The organism is Glycomyces sp. TRM65418, from assembly GCF_019710475.1.
Taxonomy (GTDB): Bacteria; Actinomycetota; Actinomycetes; order Mycobacteriales; family Micromonosporaceae; genus Glycomyces.
Genome location: NZ_JAJFAX010000001.1, coordinates 35,466 through 50,533 on the forward strand (window position 1 = coordinate 35,466; position 15,068 = coordinate 50,533).

Consider the following 15,068-nt stretch of genomic DNA (forward strand, 5'->3'; position numbering starts at 1 on the left):
ACGGGTGGCGGCGCACGCCGGTCGTCGCCGAGCCGGCCAGTCCGGTTCGGTCACGCCTCCTGAGGCTCCGGCGCTCTCGTCCGCCGCACCGTGTCGATGTAGCGAGCGATGGCGTCGCGGCTGCGCGTCAGTGTCTCGATCCGTTCGGACATGCTGTCGCGCTCCCGCTCCAGGAGGCCGAGCGTCTCCGGCGTCGCCCCCAGCACGTGGATGGCCCCGGGCTGCTTCAGGCACGGGAGGACCTGCTTGACCACCCGCGTCGGCATCCCGGCGTCGAGCAGCCCCCGGATCTGGAGCGCTCGGTCCACGCTCTGCTCGTCGTACTCCCGGTAGCCGTTCGGCGAGCGGGCGGGGATGAGCATCCCGGTCTCCTCGTAGTAGCGCAGCATCCGGCGGGGGATGCCGGTCCGCTCCGACAGCACTCCGATTCGCATATGCGCCACCTCACTCGACCAGGACTTGACCTTCACATCAATGTGACGGTTGGAAGGTACTGGATATGACGACAACGCATACCGATCGCATTCCCGATCCGGCGCAGTCACCGGAACGGGAGCGCCTCCCGGTCCTGCCGCTGCTGGCCCTGACCACGGCCGCGTTCATGGGGATCCTCACCGAAGCGCTGCCGGCCGGCGTCCTCCCCGAGATGGCCGCGAGCCTCTCGGTGAGCGAGTCGGCGGCCGGGCAGACCCTCACGGTCTACGCCATCGCCACCGGCCTCTCGGCCATCCCGGTCGTGGCGGGCACGGCGTCCTGGCCGCGGCGGCGGCTGCTGCTCACCGCCGTCCTGACGTTCGCGGTCGCGAACCTCGTCACCGCCATCTCGGACTCCTACCCGCTGACCATGGCGTTCCGGCTCTTCGCCGGCGTGGCGGCGGCGGTCGTATGGGCCGGGCTCGTCGGCTACGCCCGCCGACTCGCTCCGCCGCGCCTCCAGGGACGAGCGATCGCGATGACGATGGCGGGCGTGCCGCTGGCCCTGTCGCTCGGCATTCCCTTGGGGACCTTCCTCGGCGACCTCTTCGGGTGGCGCCTGACCTTCGGCCTGGCCGCACTGATCTCGGCGCTCCTGATGGTCTGGGTCCGCCTCTCGGTACCCGAGTTCCCGGGGCGGCCGCGGGGCGAGCGCGAGCCGATCCTCGCGGCGCTCAGGCTCCCCGGCGTCACCGCGGTGCTGTTCACCGTGGCCGCATACGTGCTGGCCCACAACATCCTCTACACCTATATCGCCGCGTTCCTCGACGCGAACGGCATGGACGCCCAGCGGGACGTGGTGCTGCTGGTCTTCGGCATCGCGTCGGTGGTGAGCATCTTCGTGACGGGAGCGCTGGTGGATCAGCGGCTGCGGCTCCTCACGATCGCCGGTTCGGGCCTGTTCCTGGTCGCGGCGGGGATGCTCACCGTGCTCGCGGGCGAGCCGTTCACGCTGTACCTCGCGATCATCCTGTGGGGCCTGGGCTGGGGCGGCGCGACCACGCTGCTCCAGACGGCCGTCACGGACGCCGGCGGCGAACGGGGGCAGGCGCTCCTGGTGACCACCTGGAACTCGTCCATGGCCGGCGGCGGCGCGGTCGGCGGCCTCATGCTGAGCATGTTCGGCCCGCAGTCCTTCCCGTGGGGCGCGGTCCTGCTCATGATCCCGGCGGTGGTGGTCGTCATCGGCGCCCGTACGCACGCGTTCCCCGCCGAGCGCCCCGGCCTGGAGGGTCCCGTTTATACACAATAGACATTGAGTGCACCGGGTCCGAGTCGCTGCTCCTCCACCGCCGCGCGGACCCGGTGCCGCTGGACTCGTCCAGGGCGGCCGTGCCCGCGAGACCGAGGGGTGGCGCCGTGAGGCGCCGCGCTTATCATTAATACATTAAATTTAAGCTCTCAAGAATAAGTGGCGGCCGGCCCGAGGGCGCGGCCGCCGCAGCCCCCGACCCTGAAGGAACAGCGTGAACACCGACACCTGGACGGTCCTCCGACGCGAGGGCGTCGCCCTGGTCATCGCCCACCGGGACTCCGGCCTGCCGGCCGTGCTCCACTGGGGACGCGACCTCGGTCCGCTCGAGGCCGGCGACCTCGACGCGCTCGACCGGGCCGCCAGCCGCCAGACGAGGGGCGGCACCCTCGACGCCGCGTGGCGACTGCCCCTCGTGCCGCAGGAGTCGGACGGCTGGTCGGGTCGGCCGGGCCTCCTCGCCACCCGCGACGGCCGACCGCTCTTCCCCCGCTGGGAGACCGCGGTGGAACAGGACGGCGAGGCGCGGATCCGCATCGAGGCGACCGACAGGAGCGCGGGCCTCACCCTGCGCACCCGACTCGAGATCGGCGCGGGCGGACTCGTCCTGCTCGAGCATGAGCTGCGCAACGACGGCCCCGCCACGGTCGACGTGGACTGGCTGGAGGCGACCCTCCCGGTGCCCAAGGCGGCCGACCACCTGACCGCGTTCTCCGGCCGCTGGACGCGCGAGAAGTCGCCGCTCACGACCCCGATGCCGCGCGGGGCCACCGTCCGCGAGTCGCGGCGGGGCCGCGGCGGCCACGACGCGCCCTGGGTCACCCTCGCCTCCGTCGGCGCGCCGCGCAACCGCGGCGGCGAGGTTTGGGCGGTGCACCTGGGCTGGAGCGCCGACGTCCGCCACCGCACCGACCGCGTCACCGAGCACCTCACCCTGCTGGGCGCCGGAGAGCTGACCCGCCCGGGCGAGATCAGGCTCGCGCCCGGCGGGTCCTACCGGACGCCCACCGCGTACTTCTCCTGGTCCGCAACGGGACTCGACGGCGTCGCCGACCGGTTCCACACCTGGATGCGCGCCCGCCCGCACCACCCGGACACCCCCCGACCGCTCGTGCTCAACACCTGGGAGGCGGTCTACTTCGACCACGACCCCGCCCGCCTGGAAGCGCTCGCCCGCAAGGCCGCGGACATCGGCGTGGAACGGTTCGTGCTCGACGACGGCTGGTTCCTCGGCCGGCGCGACGACACGGCCGGCCTGGGCGACTGGGAGGTCGACGCCGCGGTCTGGCCGGACGGCCTCGAACCGCTGGCCCGACTCGTCCACTCCCTGGGCATGCAGTTGGGCCTGTGGTTCGAGCCCGAGATGGCCAACCTCGACTCCGACCTCGCCCGCGCCCATCCGGACTGGCTGCTCGCGAACCCGGCGTCCGTGCCGGCGCCCGAGGGACTCTCCTTCCGCAGCCAGTACGTGCTCGACCTGGCGAACCCCGAGGCGTTCGAGCACGTCCGCCGACAGATGTCCGCACTGGTCGAACGGCTCGGCGTCGACTTCATCAAGTGGGACCACAACCGCGACCTCGTCGAACCGGTCCACGCGGGCGCGCCGGGGACGCACGCGCAGACGCTCGCGGCCCACCGCCTGATCGAGCGGCTCAAAGCCGACCACCCGGGGCTGGAGATCGAGTCCTGCTCCTCCGGCGGCGCCCGCACCGACCTCGGGATGCTCGAGCGGACCGATCGGGTGTGGGCCTCGGACTCCAACGACCCCGTCGAACGCCAGGACATCCAGCGCTGGACGGAGCTCGTGCTCCCGCCCGAGCTGATCGGCGCGCACGTCGGCCCCTCCCCCGCCCACTCCTCCGGGCGGTCCACGGCGCTCTTCTACCGCATCGCGACCTCCCTGCAGGGATCGGCCGGATTCGAGTGGGACCTCCTCTCCTGCACGGACGAGGAGACCGACCGGATCAAGGCGTTCGCCGCCCTCTACAAGGAACTGCGGGGCCTGCTCCACACCGGCACGGTGGTCCACCCCGAGGTCGCGGACCCGGCGCTGCGCGTCCGCGGCGTCGTGGCCCCCGACCGGTCGGCGGCAGTGTTCACCGTCGCCACCGTGGGCTCGCCGGAGGAGGCGCTCGCCGAGCGGCTGCGGTTCGACGGCCTCGCCCCCGAACGGCGCTACGCCGTGCGCGTGCGCGACGAGATCGGTGCCGCGCAGTGGGGCTGGATCACGCCGGCGTGGCTGAGCGGGGAACCGGTGGTGCTCCCGGGCCGGGTGCTGGCCGAGGCGGGTCTGCAGCTGCCGACCCTGTGGCCGGCCCAGGCGTTCGTGCTGCACCTGACCGCCGCCTGACGCGACCGGGGCGGCGGAGCGACGGTTCTCGGCCGGGAAGCCGCCCCAGTAAGGTGAACCGGCCGCTCGAGGGGACATCCAGTGAGGAGACCGCTGTGCGATCGTTCGGATCGGAGACGCGCGTGCCGACGCTGTCCGCGGTGCTCGACCTCATCCGGGAGCGGTCCGGGGTCAGCCGCGTCGAGCTGGCCGAGGCCACCGGCCTGACCCAGGCCACCATGACGCACGCCGTCCGCAAGCTCATCGCCCTCGGCTTCGTGCACGAGGTCGGAACCGCCGCCTCCGGCCGGGGCACCCCGCGGCGCCTCCTCGCGCTCCGGCCCGAGGCCTGCCGCATGATCGGCGTCCAGTTCGACCGGTTCGCGGCCGTGGGCGTGGTCGTCGACCTGGCCGGGCGCGTCATGGTGCAGCGCGCGTTCCCGGCCCCCGGCGAGCGCCCGCCGGACGAGGTCGTCCCGGAGTTCGCCGGGCACGTGCGGTCCATGCTGGAGTCCGCCGGCGTCGCCCCCTCCGAAGTGCTCGGCATCGGCCTCGCCACCTACGGGCCGCAGGACCGCGACGAGGGCGTCCTGCTCACGCCGCAGCCGAGCCCCGAGTGGCGGGGGTACCCGCTCGCGGCGACGCTGTCCGAGGCGACGGGGCTGCCCGTGGCCGTCGAGAACGACGCCACCGCCGCGGGCATCGGGGTCCACACGCTGGGGAGCGCGTCGTCCAGCTTCGCCGTGGTCTTCATGTCGGGCGGCATCGGCTCCGGCCTCATCCTCGACGGGTTCCCCTACCGCGGCGTCACGTCGAACGGGCTGGAGCTCGGGCACATCTCCGTCGACGCCGCGGGAGCGCGATGCTCCTGCGGCAACTGGGGCTGCCTCGACACCGTCGCCGGTCCCATGGCGGTCGTCGAGCAGGCGCGGCGCGACCGCGAACTGACCGCGCGGCTCGGACTCGGAGGGGACCGGCTCGCCGACTTCAAGGCCGTCGGGCGCGCGGCCGCCGCCGGAGACGCGGCCGCGGCCGCGCTCATCGAGTCCTCCATGCGGACGATGGGGGTGGCGACCGTGACCTTGGTGAACCTGTTCGACGTCGGCAGGGTCGTGCTGGCGGGGAACGCCTTCACCGATGCCGGCGCGATCTACCGGGACGGCTTGCAGCAGATCCTGAACGAGGCGGTGTTCATGCGCCACGTCCACAGCGTGCGGGTGGATCTCGCCGACGACGTCTCCCGTGCCGCGGCCGTGGGCGCCGCCATCGTGGTGCTGCGCAACCTGCTCGAATCCCCGAACCTCGGCGACCGGGCGGCCGTCCGGTAGCGCCGCGGTCCGGTGGGAGTCGATGCGGGCGGCGATGTGCGGGCATGAGGGAGGCGCGGCTCGCGGGTCCCCGGTCGCGGCGTCGGCGACGAGCCCTCGGAGAGCCGCTCGTTACGCCGCCGCGAACTCCCGCTGCCGCTTGGCGTCGCGCGTCATCGCCTTGGCCCATGAGGTCAGGACGACCATCATCACCAGGATCACGACGAACATGCAGCGTTCCACCAGCCCGATCGCCATGCCCGCGAACTTGTCGGTGCCGCTGCGGGTGGCGAAGACGACCACGAACGGGATCAGCGCCAGCGACTCGGCCGCCGCGAGCATGCCGACGGCGCGCGCGCGTCCATTCCAGAGCGGGTCGGCACGGTACCGACGCCACAGCACGACGGCCAGGAGGTACTGGCTGACGCACGTGACGATGGTGCACACCTGATGCAGGTTGCCCGACCAGGTGGCGGTCGCCCCCGCGGGGTCCTTGAGGAAGACGGTCAGGCCGAGCAGGCTCGCGCAGGAGACCGCGAAGAGGGCGGTCGTGGTCCGGTCGCGAAGCAGTCCGCTGCGCGCCATGACCATCCCGGCGAGCGCGGCCGCAGCGTTGGCGCTCAACAGGGCCAGCACGTAGGCCACGCCGATGCCGCTGTCCTGCAACGGATACTCCGAGAGCAATTGGTATACCGGGTCGACGCCGCCCGACCGCGGCAGGAGGTGCAGGGCGACCAGCGTCGCGACACCGAACCCGCCCAGCGCTGCGGCCGCCTGCACCGTCCCGACCGTCCCGCCTCCCGGCAAACGCACGTTGTCCATTTCCCAAACGGTATGCGGCCACCGCCGCGCCGCAAAGAGGCCACTGGGTGAACATTCGGTGGGGCCTGCCCTCCCACCGCGAGCGTTCGCCCTGTTGCGCAAGACGGGCGCTTCCCCGAGCGAGCGAGGCGCATCCCGGCCGAGGCGGCGAGCGCAGTCATGAGCCCGCCGACGCTCTACGGCCGCAGCCGATCACGAGTCCCGTGCGGACGGCGTTCTGGCGGTACGGTGGAAGGCGACACCCGACGACCAGAGATCTGGACTCGCCATGCTCGACCCCTTCACCGACGCCCCCATTCCGCCCCAGGGAGACCGACCCCCGGAGAACGGCATCGGCACGACCGCGCTCGTCTTCGGACTGATCGCGTTCGCGCTCCTGTGGGTGCCCATGCTCTACCTCTACACCTGGCCCGTCTGCCTGCTGGCCGTCATCTTCGGCGCCGTCGGCCTCCACCGGGCCCGCACCGGCCTCGCCACCAACCGCAGCACCGCGGCCGGCGGGTTCTTCAGCGGGCTCGGCTCGCTGATCGTCATGGCCCTGGCCACGATCATCATCCTCTCGGACGGCCCGCTCCCGCTCCCCTGACGCGCCGCGCCACCACCCGGCCCTCGACCGACGCAACCGCGTCGACCACGCCAACACGGCGGCATGCCGGCACTGCGCCCAGCGGTCCCGCCGGGCATACGCCGAGGCCGAAAGGTCGGCGACCGCTCCGTACGGCGTCGGCACCGTCCGGCGCCCCTGCGACGAGATCGACCGCACCGCCGCCACTGCGGTCAGCAGCAGCCGTCGAGGAAGGCTCGGAGACGGTCGAGCACAGCCCCGATCCGGTCCTTGTCCGCACGGTAGTACACCGTCTTCGCCTCCCGGCGACTGACGAGCAGTCCCCCGTCCTTGAGCTGTGCGAGCTGCTGGGAGGCGGTGGACTGGCCGATCTGGAGCCGCTCGGCGACCTCGCCGACGCTCAACTCGGCGCCGCCCGCGAACTGGAGCATCACCTGCTGGCGGGCTTCGCTCGCCAGGGCCTTCAGGAACCGGCCCGTCGCCTCGTCGGGCAGGGGCGGATTCGGATCGGTCGATGCGGTCGCCATGGGTCCAGCCTAACTTCATATCGTCATTTCATTAAATCGCGAAATGACGATATGATGCTGGCATGGACCTCATCGACACCCTCGTCATCGGCGCCGGCCAGTCCGGTCTCGCCGCCGCCCACGCCCTCCGCGAACGGGGCATCGAACCGGTCGTCCTCGAAGCCGGGGACGCCCCGACCGGAGCGTGGCCCGCGTACTACGAATCGCTCACCTTGTTCTCCCCCGCCCGCTACTCCGCCCTGCCCGGCATGGCCTTCCCCGGCGACCCCGATCGCCACCCCCACCGCGACGAGGTCGTCGCCTACCTGACCGCATACGCGGGGCGGCTCGACGCCGATGTCCGCACCGGCCACCGCGTCCGATCGGTCGAGCACCGCGACGGCGTCTTCACCGCCGAGCTCGCCGACGGCCGGACCCTGCACGCCCGCGCCGTCGTCGCCGCGACCGGCGGCTTCACCAATCCCTACCGGCCCGCCCTGCCCGGCCTCGACTCCTTCGCCGGGACCGTCCTCCACGCCGCCGAGTACCGGCGGCCCGAACCGTTCGCCGGACGACGGGTGGTCGTCGTGGGCGGCGGTAACTCCGCCGTCCAGATCGCCGCCGAACTCGCCGAGCACGCCCGCGTCACCATCGCCACTCGAAGGGGACTCCGGTTCGCGCCTCAGCGGCCCTTCGGGCGGGACCTGCACTTCTGGTACACCGTCACCGGTCTCGACATCGCTCCCGTAGGCCGCTTCCTGGCGCACCCGCCGACCGTCCCGGTCCTGGACACCGGCCGCTACCGCGCCGCCATCGCCGCCGGGCGACCCGACCACCGACCCATGTTCGCCGCCCTCGAGGCCGATCGGGTCCACTGGCGAGACGGCGGCAGCGAGAGGGTCGACGCGGTCATCCTCGCCACCGGTTACCGCCCCGCCCTCGACTACCTCACCGGCCTCGACGTCCTCGGCACCGCAGGGCGCCCCCGCCACCGGGGCGGCCTCGCCACCGGCCTACCCGGTCTGGCATTCGTCGGGCTCGAATGGCAGCGCAGCCTCTCCTCTGCCAGCATCAGAGGCGTCGGCCGCGACGCCGACCGCATCGCCCGACACCTGGCATCGCTCGTGTCCCACGCCCCCAACGGAACCGGATAGACCCGAATCGCGCCTCCCGAGACGGTCAGCACGCCCCCACACCGCGCCGCATGCTCGCCGCCCTCCGGATCGGGCGGCGGACGGACCGGACGCATCCAGGGCCGCCCCCAGAAGGCGTCCTCGGCCTCCTGGTCTGCCGAGAAGAGCCGCACCTCGGCGATCTTGCCGTCTTCGACGCGGAGGACGTCGATGCCGCCCATCGCCATCGAGGCGCCCTCGCGCGTGCCGGAGAAGTGGACCGGGAACGCGGCCAAGTCGCCGTTGGCCATCGATCCGCCGGTGAACCCGAGCGCGAACGCGCCGGCGGTGAGCGCCATCTGACCGCCGCTCATCGCCGAGGGCCGGCGCACCGTCCTTGAGGCCGGCGAAGCGGTGGCCACCTGGCCGGTGCCACGCGATGTCGGGGGCGAAGAGGCCGGTGGCGGCGGGGATGTCGCCCGAAGGCGGCAGCCTCCTGACCAGCACCTGAATCGGCCTCCGCTCATGCGCGACGGCCCGTGCCGCCGGCCAGTCGTCGCTTCGCCCGGTTCGAACCTGCCCCGCAGGGCCGCGGCGATCCGCTCGAGGAAGGACATCCGGATCGTCCTCGCCGCTGCGTTCGAGCAAGGCCGCCATCCGACCGTGCGGCTCGCACCGAACCGTCTACGGTGAACCGCTTAGAGGTACGTGAGCGGCAAGAAGACCGCGACATAGGCGAGCAGCGTGAGCGCCGCACCGACTGCCAGGGTGCGCATCCGTTCGCCGCGCGCGGCCAGGAGCGGCACGGCGAGCGCGACCGCGGCGCACGCCCACGCCTGGGCCGGATAGTGCAGCACGGCCGCGTAGTGGACGCCCTCCGCGCCGAAGACGCCGGCGAGCGCACCCAGACCGGCCGAACGGTGCCATACGGTCCGACCCCGCCGCCACCACGCCGCCGCGACCGCGAACAGCGGACCGGCGACACAGGCGATGGCCGTCCAAATGACCGGCCAGCCCAGCAGCGAGACGAGGTCGTCGTGCCGCGCGAGGACGGCGTACCCGTAGTACCCGGCGACCAGTCCTATCTCGACGCACAGGCCCGCTGCGGCGAGAGTCGGCAGCCGGCACCGCCCGACCAGCGCGGCTCCGACCGCGAAGGCCACCGTGGCCCAGACGGCCCCGGAGTTCGCGATCTGGTTCCACGCGCCGGGCAGCCAGCCCTGGGCGAGATTGGTGAGCACCCCCAAGAGCAGTCCGGCGGTCAATGAGGCCACCGGCGCGGTCAGTGGAGCAGTCGTGTTCGGGGTCGTGTCGGTCATCGCCCCATTCTCACCTCTCCGACCAAGGACTGCTTACGGGGTATGTACCCAGAGGGTCGGCATCACCCAGGACGAGTCGGTCCGGAGCGGTCAGGTCGGCGGCAGGGATCCGGAACCTCCGTGGCCACCGCCCGTGCCCGAGACCGGATCGTCGACCGAGGGCGGTCGCGGTCGGTCCGGCGTGGACGACCGGACGCGACGCCTGCGCCCCCGGTGCTGCGACACCGGCTCTACGGACGGTTCGGGTCCACGAACCCCGTGCCCCAGTGCGGCATGTAGCCGTAGTAGCCGTAGACATTCGTCAGATACGATTCGTCGGGCTCGGGCATCAGCTCGGGGTCGTAGCCCGGGCCGGAGGCGACGTGCTCGCGCTCCTTGTCGATGTACACGTGGTCCTCGTCGACGCGCGTGACCGCGTTCACGGGCACCAGGACCTGCTGCTTCCCCATGCCGAGGAAGCCGCCGGAGCCGACCTCCAGGAACCGGACCTTGCGGTCGGATCGGTCGATGAGCAGGCCGTCGACCTTGCCGGTCTCGTCCCCGTTCGCATCGACGACGGTGCGGCCGCGTACGTCGTCGTCCTCGTTGGCGACCGTCAGCTCGGAGTCGCCGAGCCGGACCAGTGTCCTCGTCTCGTCAGCCATAGTGATCTCCCGTCTTCTCGGTCCCTTTTGATAAGCGTGGATACCCGCCCCGCACGGGGATACACCGTCGAGGCGAGGGAACGGCCCGGCTCCCCGGACTCCTGCATCGCGAAACGCCCGCCTAGGCCCGAGACCGCGCTCCCCTCGATGTGAGCGGACCACCGGGCGGCCCGTTCGGCCGGGGCTGATCCGGCCCGGCAACGGCCGTGCGGCAGCCGACGACCCACTGCCCGGTTCGAATCCACGAATAACCCGTGGCGCGTCCGTGACCGTCCCGATACCCTCCCGACATGCCTGACCTCGAAGACCACTTCAGCGGCGACCGCGCCGCCGGATACGACCAGAGCTCCGCCGAGATGTTCACGCCGGCCCGGGTGGACCCGGTGGTCGATGTACTGGCCGAGCTGGCCGGAGACGGCCGCGCGCTCGAATTCGCCTCGGGCACCGGTCGAATCGCCTTGCCGCTCGCAGCGCGCGGCGTTCCCGTCAGCGGCATCGATCTGTCCCCGGACATGACCGCGCAGCTGCGGGCCAAACCCGGCGGCGAGGCCGTCGACGTCACCATCGGCGATATCGCCACCACCCGCCTGGCCGGTGACTTCCGCGTGGTCTACCTGGTGTTCAACACCATCGGGAATCTGACCACACAGGACGCCCAGGTCGCGTGCTTCGAGAACGCCGCGGCCCACCTCGAACCCGGCGGTTGCTTCGTCATCGAGACGGGCGTGCCGCAGCTGCGGCGCCTGCCGCCCGGGCAGCGGGCGGTCCCCTTCTCGACCGAACCGGGCGGCTGGGCCTACGACCTCTACGACTGCGCCGTACAAGCGATGAGCTCCAACTACGTGACGGTCCTCGACGACGGCACCGGACGCTCGCGATCAATCCCGTTCCGCTACGTCTGGCCGTCCGAGCTCGATCTGATGGCGCGCATCGCCGGGATGCGCCTACGACACCGCTGGGCCGACTGGAGCGGCGCGCCGTTCACCCACGACAGCGAAGCGCACGTCTCCATCTGGGAGCAGTCCCGCTGAAAGCGCTGAGGGCCCCAGCAGCACACCGCAGGCGATCGATACCTCGATCCGGTCGCCCACCGAGGGCGAGGCGCGTGCCGCGCCGTCGGATGGCATCCGGTCTACGGTGCCGCCGCGAGCACGCGTTGTCAGACCCGCGGGAGACACTGCGGGAACCGACAATGCGAAGGAGCACCGATGCACCTGCAGGGGAAGAACGCCGTCGTCTACGCCGCCGCCGGCCACATGGGAGGCGCCGTCGCACGCGCCTTCGCACGGGAGGGCGCACGGGTGTTCTTGACCGGACGCACCCTCGAGACCCTCGACGCCCTCGCCGAGGAGATCCGCGCCGCGGGCGGACTCGCGGAGACGGGCGTCGTGGATGCGATGGACCGAGACGCGGTCGACGCCCACGCCTCTCGGGTGGTCGAGGAGGCGGGGAGTCTCGACCTCTCCTTCAACGCCGTGACCGTCCGTGCGGTGCAGGACCTCCCCCTCACGGAGATCACCCTCGACGACTTCATGCTGCCGATCGTCGATGCCGCCACGACCCACTTCATCACCGCCACCGCAGCGGCGCGGAACATGGTGCGCCAGGGCTCGGGCGTGATCATCCTGCTGTCCGCCACCTCCGCGAAGGAGTCGCGCCATGAGATGGGCGGCTTCAACGTCGCCTGCGCCGGCGTCGAAGCGCTCGTGCGCGGCCTCGCCGGGGAGGTGGGCCGCCATGGCGTGCGCGTGGTCGGCATCCGCCCGAACTTCACTCCCGAGACCGCCGACCTCGCCGACGCCGATGTGCCGCAGTTGGTCACGGACACGCTCCTCGGCCGGCTCCCGCGCCTGGCCGAGGTGGGCGGCACCGCCGCGTACCTGGCCTCCGACGCCGCCGGTGCGATCACCGGCGTGACACTGAACCTCAGCTGCGGCGCCATCATCGACTGACCCGCGGGCGGCGCCCGCGACCCTGCGAGCCCGCCCCGACCGCCGAACCGGCGGCCCTCGCCGAGAGTCCCCACCGACACGGGAGCCTCCGCGCGCCGTGGCCGGGCCGGGAGCCGTACGACTCCCGGCCCGGCGTTCACGAGGCTCCTGCGCACTGGGCGTCGCCGGTGGGGACCACCTCCTCAGCGGCGACGACACCATTCGGGCCGCACAGAGGCGCTGCACTCGGTCGGCCCGACCCGCAGGTGTCGTGCCACAGGCGGAGCGGCGGTGATTCGTCTTCGCGCTTCAACGCGAAACCGCCTGGGGCGGAGACGAACTCGGAGTCGCCCGGTTGCTTTGCATACAGTCCGTCAGGACGATGTCGGTTCTCGGTGCTGCTGTTGAGCTCTCGCCGGGTCGATGCCAGTGGGTCATGGCCAAGGTCTTCGAGCACGAACCCAAGATCATCGACCCGGACGCGCCCTCGGCCATCTCCTAGCACGGCAGGTGTCATTCGTCGGGCTGCAAGCAGCGGCCGTGCGCCGAAGGCTCAGCGAGGGGTGGACTCGTCCAGGCGTGTGCTCGCCCGGACGATCAGGCGCCCGGGCAGCACCACGTCCCCCGCGGGCTCGGGCGCGAGCGCCATCTCCAGTGCCGCCCTTCCCGCCTCGCCGAAGGGAAGCGCCACAGTTGTCAGTCCTGGGGTGACGTCGCGTGCGAGCGGGATGTCGTCGACCCCGGAGAGGGCGATGTCCGCCGGGACGTCGACGCCCAAGCGCCTGAACTCGTTCAAAGCGCCGATCGCGAGCACGTCGTTGCCGGCGAGCACGAGATCGGGCCGCGGGCGCGCCTGCGCGATCCGGCGCGCCGCGTCCCTGCCGCCGTCCCGGGTGATGTCGCAATGCTCGACCATTACCGAGCCCGGTTCGAAGCCCCGCTCGGACAGGCCGCGCAGGAACCCCTCGGCGCGGCTCCCGAGCGCCGGATGCCGCGGGGTGGTCAGCACGGCGGCGCGGCGACGACCGAGCCCGCCCATGTAGCGGCCCATGGCCCTTCCCAGCTCGAAGTCGTCGAAGCGGACCGCCGGGAACGGCGTGTCGTGCTCGCCGATGAAGACGACGCCGCATCCGTCCGCGCGGAAGCGCTCCAGTTCGGGGAGGATCCGCTCGCTCGGCACATCGGCGAAGCTGGCGCTGGTCACGACCAGCGCGCGGGGCCGCAGCCCGCGCAGCACCTCGAGCGCCCGCTGGTGCGCGGCCGCGCCGCTGCCGGCGCCGGTGATGCTGACCAGCGCGCCGCGTTCCCGGCCCGCGGCCTCCATCCCGGCGGCGATCGCCGCCAGCGACGCGGTCCTGGGATCGCTCGCGAGCAGCACGACCGCCGTCCGCCGTCCCCGCAGCGCCCGAGCGGCCTGGTTCGAGACGTAGCCGAGGGACTCCGCCGCGGCGAGGACGCGCGCCGAGAGCCGCTCGCTCACGCGGAGGTCACCGCCGTTGAGCACGCGGGACGCGGTGGAGGGCGAGACCCCGGCCGCCTGAGCGACGTCACGCAGTGTCGCCTGCTGATACGATCGCCGCACAAGTCCTCCAGTGTCGAACGCGGCCTCGGATGCGCAGGCCCGCACCGAGCACGGGCGAACGATCGAGGAGCGGGGCGGCGCACCCCGAGATGCGCCCGATGCCAGGATGCCATGGTGACCATCGATCCCACCGACGACCAGTCCCCCGGCGTCCAGGCGCGACCGTCGACGGTCACCCTCCGCGATGTCGCCGACGCGGCCGGCGTCTCCAAGGCCTCCGCGTCCCGGGCCCTCGACCCGGCCGCCCCCTACGTGTCGTCCGGTCTGCGGGCGCGCGTCCTCGATGCCGCCAGGCGGCTCGGCTATCGCCCGAACGCGTCGGCGCGGGCCACGACCACGGGGGCGACCGCGATGGTGGCCGTGCTCGTCTCCGACATCCGCGACCCGTACAACGCCGAGATCGTGCACGGCGTGATCGGGCAGGCGGGCGAGTCCGGGCTCGTGGCCACCTTCGCCGGGACGGACCACGCCATCGACGACGAGATCCGGGTCGTGCGCATGATGCGCAGCCTGCGGCCGCACGCCATGATCCTGACCGGCGCGCGCAGCGGCTCCACGGTCTCGCGGGCGTCGCTCGAGGAGGAGTTGGCGCGCTACACGCGAGAGGGCGGTCGGGTGGTGATCGCCGGCGACGACGAGCTGCCCTTCGACACCGCGGTCGTCCCGCGACGGCAGGGCGCGTCGGACCTCGTCGCCGCGCTGTTCCGCCTCGGGTACCGGTCGCCCGCCCTGATCCGGCCCGACCACGACTCGGCGGCGGCGCGCCAGTGGGAGGACGGCATCGTCGAGGCCGCCCGCCGCCTGGGGATGCGGATCGGGGAGGGCGCCGTGGTGCGGGCGCCGATGACCAGGGACGGCGGGTACGGCGCGGTCGGGCGCCTGATCGAGCGCGGGGCGGAGCGCCGGGACGTGGTCCTCGCCGCCACCGATGCGATGGCCATCGGCGCGATGAGCGCGATGCGCGACGCGGGTCTGACTCCCGGCAGCGGCATCGGTGTGGCCGGGTTCGACGACGTCGTCGGGACCGAGGACGTCACACCGGCGCTGACCAGCGTGGACCTCGCCCTTGCGAAGGTCGGCGCCGCCGCGGTGGAGCTCGCCTTGACCGCATCCGGCGCCGAACGCCGAAGGATCGCGTTCGAGCCCCGGGTCGTGCTTCGGGGCACCACGCCCGTTCGGCTCGGCTGACGCGACGACGGCGACCTGGGGCGGGTGCTCCCGGTCG

15 protein-coding genes are annotated in these 15,068 nt (G+C 72.5%); 9 read left to right on the top strand and 6 right to left on the bottom strand.

The annotated features are described in order from the left end of the window. Nucleotides 1-50: 50 nt before the first annotated feature. Nucleotides 51-434 (bottom strand): MerR family transcriptional regulator, encoded by a 384-nt coding sequence (locus tag K3N28_RS00145; protein ID WP_228090450.1) that lies wholly within the window; start codon nucleotides 432-434, stop codon nucleotides 51-53. 65 nt (nucleotides 435-499) lie between these two features. On the opposite strand from K3N28_RS00145, the gene K3N28_RS00150 reads away from it, so the two are divergent. The 3 genes from K3N28_RS00150 to K3N28_RS00160 all read left to right on the top strand — a co-directional run bounded on the left by K3N28_RS00150 (nucleotide 500) and on the right by K3N28_RS00160 (nucleotide 5,383). Next, complete coding sequence (locus K3N28_RS00150) at nucleotides 500-1,726, top strand: MFS transporter (RefSeq protein WP_228090451.1); 1,227 nt, start codon at nucleotides 500-502, stop codon at nucleotides 1,724-1,726. Between the two features lie 214 nt (nucleotides 1,727-1,940). Next, entirely contained in the window at nucleotides 1,941-4,076 is a 2,136-nt protein-coding gene (locus K3N28_RS00155; protein WP_228090452.1) for an alpha-galactosidase, read from the top strand. Nucleotides 4,077-4,171: 95 nt separating this feature from the next. After that, nucleotides 4,172-5,383, top strand: coding sequence for an ROK family transcriptional regulator (locus K3N28_RS00160; protein WP_228090453.1), 1,212 nt, complete (start codon nucleotides 4,172-4,174; stop codon nucleotides 5,381-5,383). A 111-nt stretch (nucleotides 5,384-5,494) separates the two neighbouring features. Here K3N28_RS00160 and K3N28_RS00165 read toward each other — a convergent pair whose 3' ends face one another. Continuing rightward, nucleotides 5,495-6,184: a DUF998 domain-containing protein gene (locus K3N28_RS00165; protein ID WP_228090454.1), complete on the bottom strand. Its 690-nt coding sequence runs from the start codon at nucleotides 6,182-6,184 to the stop codon at nucleotides 5,495-5,497. 268 nt (nucleotides 6,185-6,452) lie between these two features. Here K3N28_RS00165 and K3N28_RS00170 point away from each other — a divergent pair, with 268 nt between their 5' ends. After that, nucleotides 6,453-6,770, top strand: coding sequence for a hypothetical protein (locus tag K3N28_RS00170; RefSeq protein ID WP_228090455.1), 318 nt, complete (start codon nucleotides 6,453-6,455; stop codon nucleotides 6,768-6,770). 191 nt (nucleotides 6,771-6,961) lie between these two features. Here the strand turns inward: K3N28_RS00170 and K3N28_RS00175 are convergent, their stop codons facing one another. Further along, nucleotides 6,962-7,276, bottom strand: a complete 315-nt coding sequence (locus tag K3N28_RS00175) for a helix-turn-helix transcriptional regulator (protein ID WP_228090456.1) — start codon at nucleotides 7,274-7,276, stop codon at nucleotides 6,962-6,964. 62 nt (nucleotides 7,277-7,338) lie between these two features. On the opposite strand from K3N28_RS00175, the gene K3N28_RS00180 reads away from it, so the two are divergent. Beyond that, nucleotides 7,339-8,409 carry an NAD(P)/FAD-dependent oxidoreductase gene (locus K3N28_RS00180; protein ID WP_228090457.1) on the top strand — a complete coding sequence of 357 codons (1,071 nt, stop codon included), beginning with the start codon at nucleotides 7,339-7,341 and terminating at the stop codon, nucleotides 8,407-8,409. Nucleotides 8,410-8,598: 189 nt separating this feature from the next. Further along, nucleotides 8,599-8,730: a hypothetical protein gene (locus tag K3N28_RS23215; protein ID WP_255640241.1), complete on the top strand. Its 132-nt coding sequence runs from the start codon at nucleotides 8,599-8,601 to the stop codon at nucleotides 8,728-8,730. Nucleotides 8,731-9,065: 335 nt separating this feature from the next. On the opposite strand, the gene K3N28_RS00185 is transcribed toward K3N28_RS23215, so the two are convergent. Further along, on the bottom strand, nucleotides 9,066-9,686 hold the full coding sequence (locus K3N28_RS00185) for a DUF6518 family protein (protein ID WP_228090458.1): 621 nt from the start codon (nucleotides 9,684-9,686) through the stop codon (nucleotides 9,066-9,068). A gap of 230 nt (nucleotides 9,687-9,916) precedes the next feature. Beyond that, nucleotides 9,917-10,330: a PRC-barrel domain-containing protein gene (locus K3N28_RS00190; protein WP_228090459.1), complete on the bottom strand. Its 414-nt coding sequence runs from the start codon at nucleotides 10,328-10,330 to the stop codon at nucleotides 9,917-9,919. 290 nt (nucleotides 10,331-10,620) lie between these two features. Between K3N28_RS00190 and K3N28_RS00195 the strand changes: the two genes are divergently transcribed. Together K3N28_RS00195 and K3N28_RS00200 are read left to right on the top strand one after the other, a co-directional pair. Further along, nucleotides 10,621-11,361, top strand: coding sequence for a class I SAM-dependent methyltransferase (locus tag K3N28_RS00195; RefSeq protein WP_228090460.1), 741 nt, complete (start codon nucleotides 10,621-10,623; stop codon nucleotides 11,359-11,361). A 177-nt stretch (nucleotides 11,362-11,538) separates the two neighbouring features. Beyond that, a complete protein-coding gene (locus K3N28_RS00200) occupies nucleotides 11,539-12,282 on the top strand; it encodes an SDR family NAD(P)-dependent oxidoreductase (protein ID WP_228090461.1) in 744 nt (247 codons plus the stop codon). A 532-nt stretch (nucleotides 12,283-12,814) separates the two neighbouring features. Here K3N28_RS00200 and K3N28_RS00205 read toward each other — a convergent pair. Further along, nucleotides 12,815-13,843 carry a LacI family DNA-binding transcriptional regulator gene (locus K3N28_RS00205; RefSeq protein ID WP_228090462.1) on the bottom strand — a complete coding sequence of 343 codons (1,029 nt, stop codon included), beginning with the start codon at nucleotides 13,841-13,843 and terminating at the stop codon, nucleotides 12,815-12,817. 111 nt (nucleotides 13,844-13,954) lie between these two features. Between K3N28_RS00205 and K3N28_RS00210 the strand changes: the two genes are divergently transcribed. Then, entirely contained in the window at nucleotides 13,955-15,031 is a 1,077-nt protein-coding gene (locus K3N28_RS00210) for a LacI family DNA-binding transcriptional regulator (protein WP_228090463.1), read from the top strand. Nucleotides 15,032-15,068 lie beyond the last annotated feature (37 nt).

Excerpts from the sequence above, each read along its gene's own strand:
- K3N28_RS00145 (WP_228090450.1), bottom strand. The coding sequence starts at position 434 with ATGCGAATCGGAGTGCTGTCGGAGCGGACCGGCATCCCCCGCCGGATG.
- K3N28_RS00150 (WP_228090451.1), top strand. The coding sequence starts at position 500 with ATGACGACAACGCATACCGATCGCATTCCCGATCCGGCGCAGTCACCG.
- K3N28_RS00165 (WP_228090454.1), bottom strand. The coding sequence starts at position 6,184 with ATGGACAACGTGCGTTTGCCGGGAGGCGGGACGGTCGGGACGGTGCAG.
- K3N28_RS00170 (WP_228090455.1), top strand. The coding sequence starts at position 6,453 with ATGCTCGACCCCTTCACCGACGCCCCCATTCCGCCCCAGGGAGACCGA.
- K3N28_RS00175 (WP_228090456.1), bottom strand. The coding sequence starts at position 7,276 with ATGGCGACCGCATCGACCGATCCGAATCCGCCCCTGCCCGACGAGGCG.
- K3N28_RS00180 (WP_228090457.1), top strand. The coding sequence starts at position 7,339 with ATGGACCTCATCGACACCCTCGTCATCGGCGCCGGCCAGTCCGGTCTC.
- K3N28_RS23215 (WP_255640241.1), top strand. The coding sequence starts at position 8,599 with ATGCCGCCCATCGCCATCGAGGCGCCCTCGCGCGTGCCGGAGAAGTGG.
- K3N28_RS00185 (WP_228090458.1), bottom strand. The coding sequence starts at position 9,686 with ATGACCGACACGACCCCGAACACGACTGCTCCACTGACCGCGCCGGTG.
- K3N28_RS00190 (WP_228090459.1), bottom strand. The coding sequence starts at position 10,330 with ATGGCTGACGAGACGAGGACACTGGTCCGGCTCGGCGACTCCGAGCTG.
- K3N28_RS00195 (WP_228090460.1), top strand. The coding sequence starts at position 10,621 with ATGCCTGACCTCGAAGACCACTTCAGCGGCGACCGCGCCGCCGGATAC.
- K3N28_RS00200 (WP_228090461.1), top strand. The coding sequence starts at position 11,539 with ATGCACCTGCAGGGGAAGAACGCCGTCGTCTACGCCGCCGCCGGCCAC.
- K3N28_RS00210 (WP_228090463.1), top strand. The coding sequence starts at position 13,955 with ATGGTGACCATCGATCCCACCGACGACCAGTCCCCCGGCGTCCAGGCG.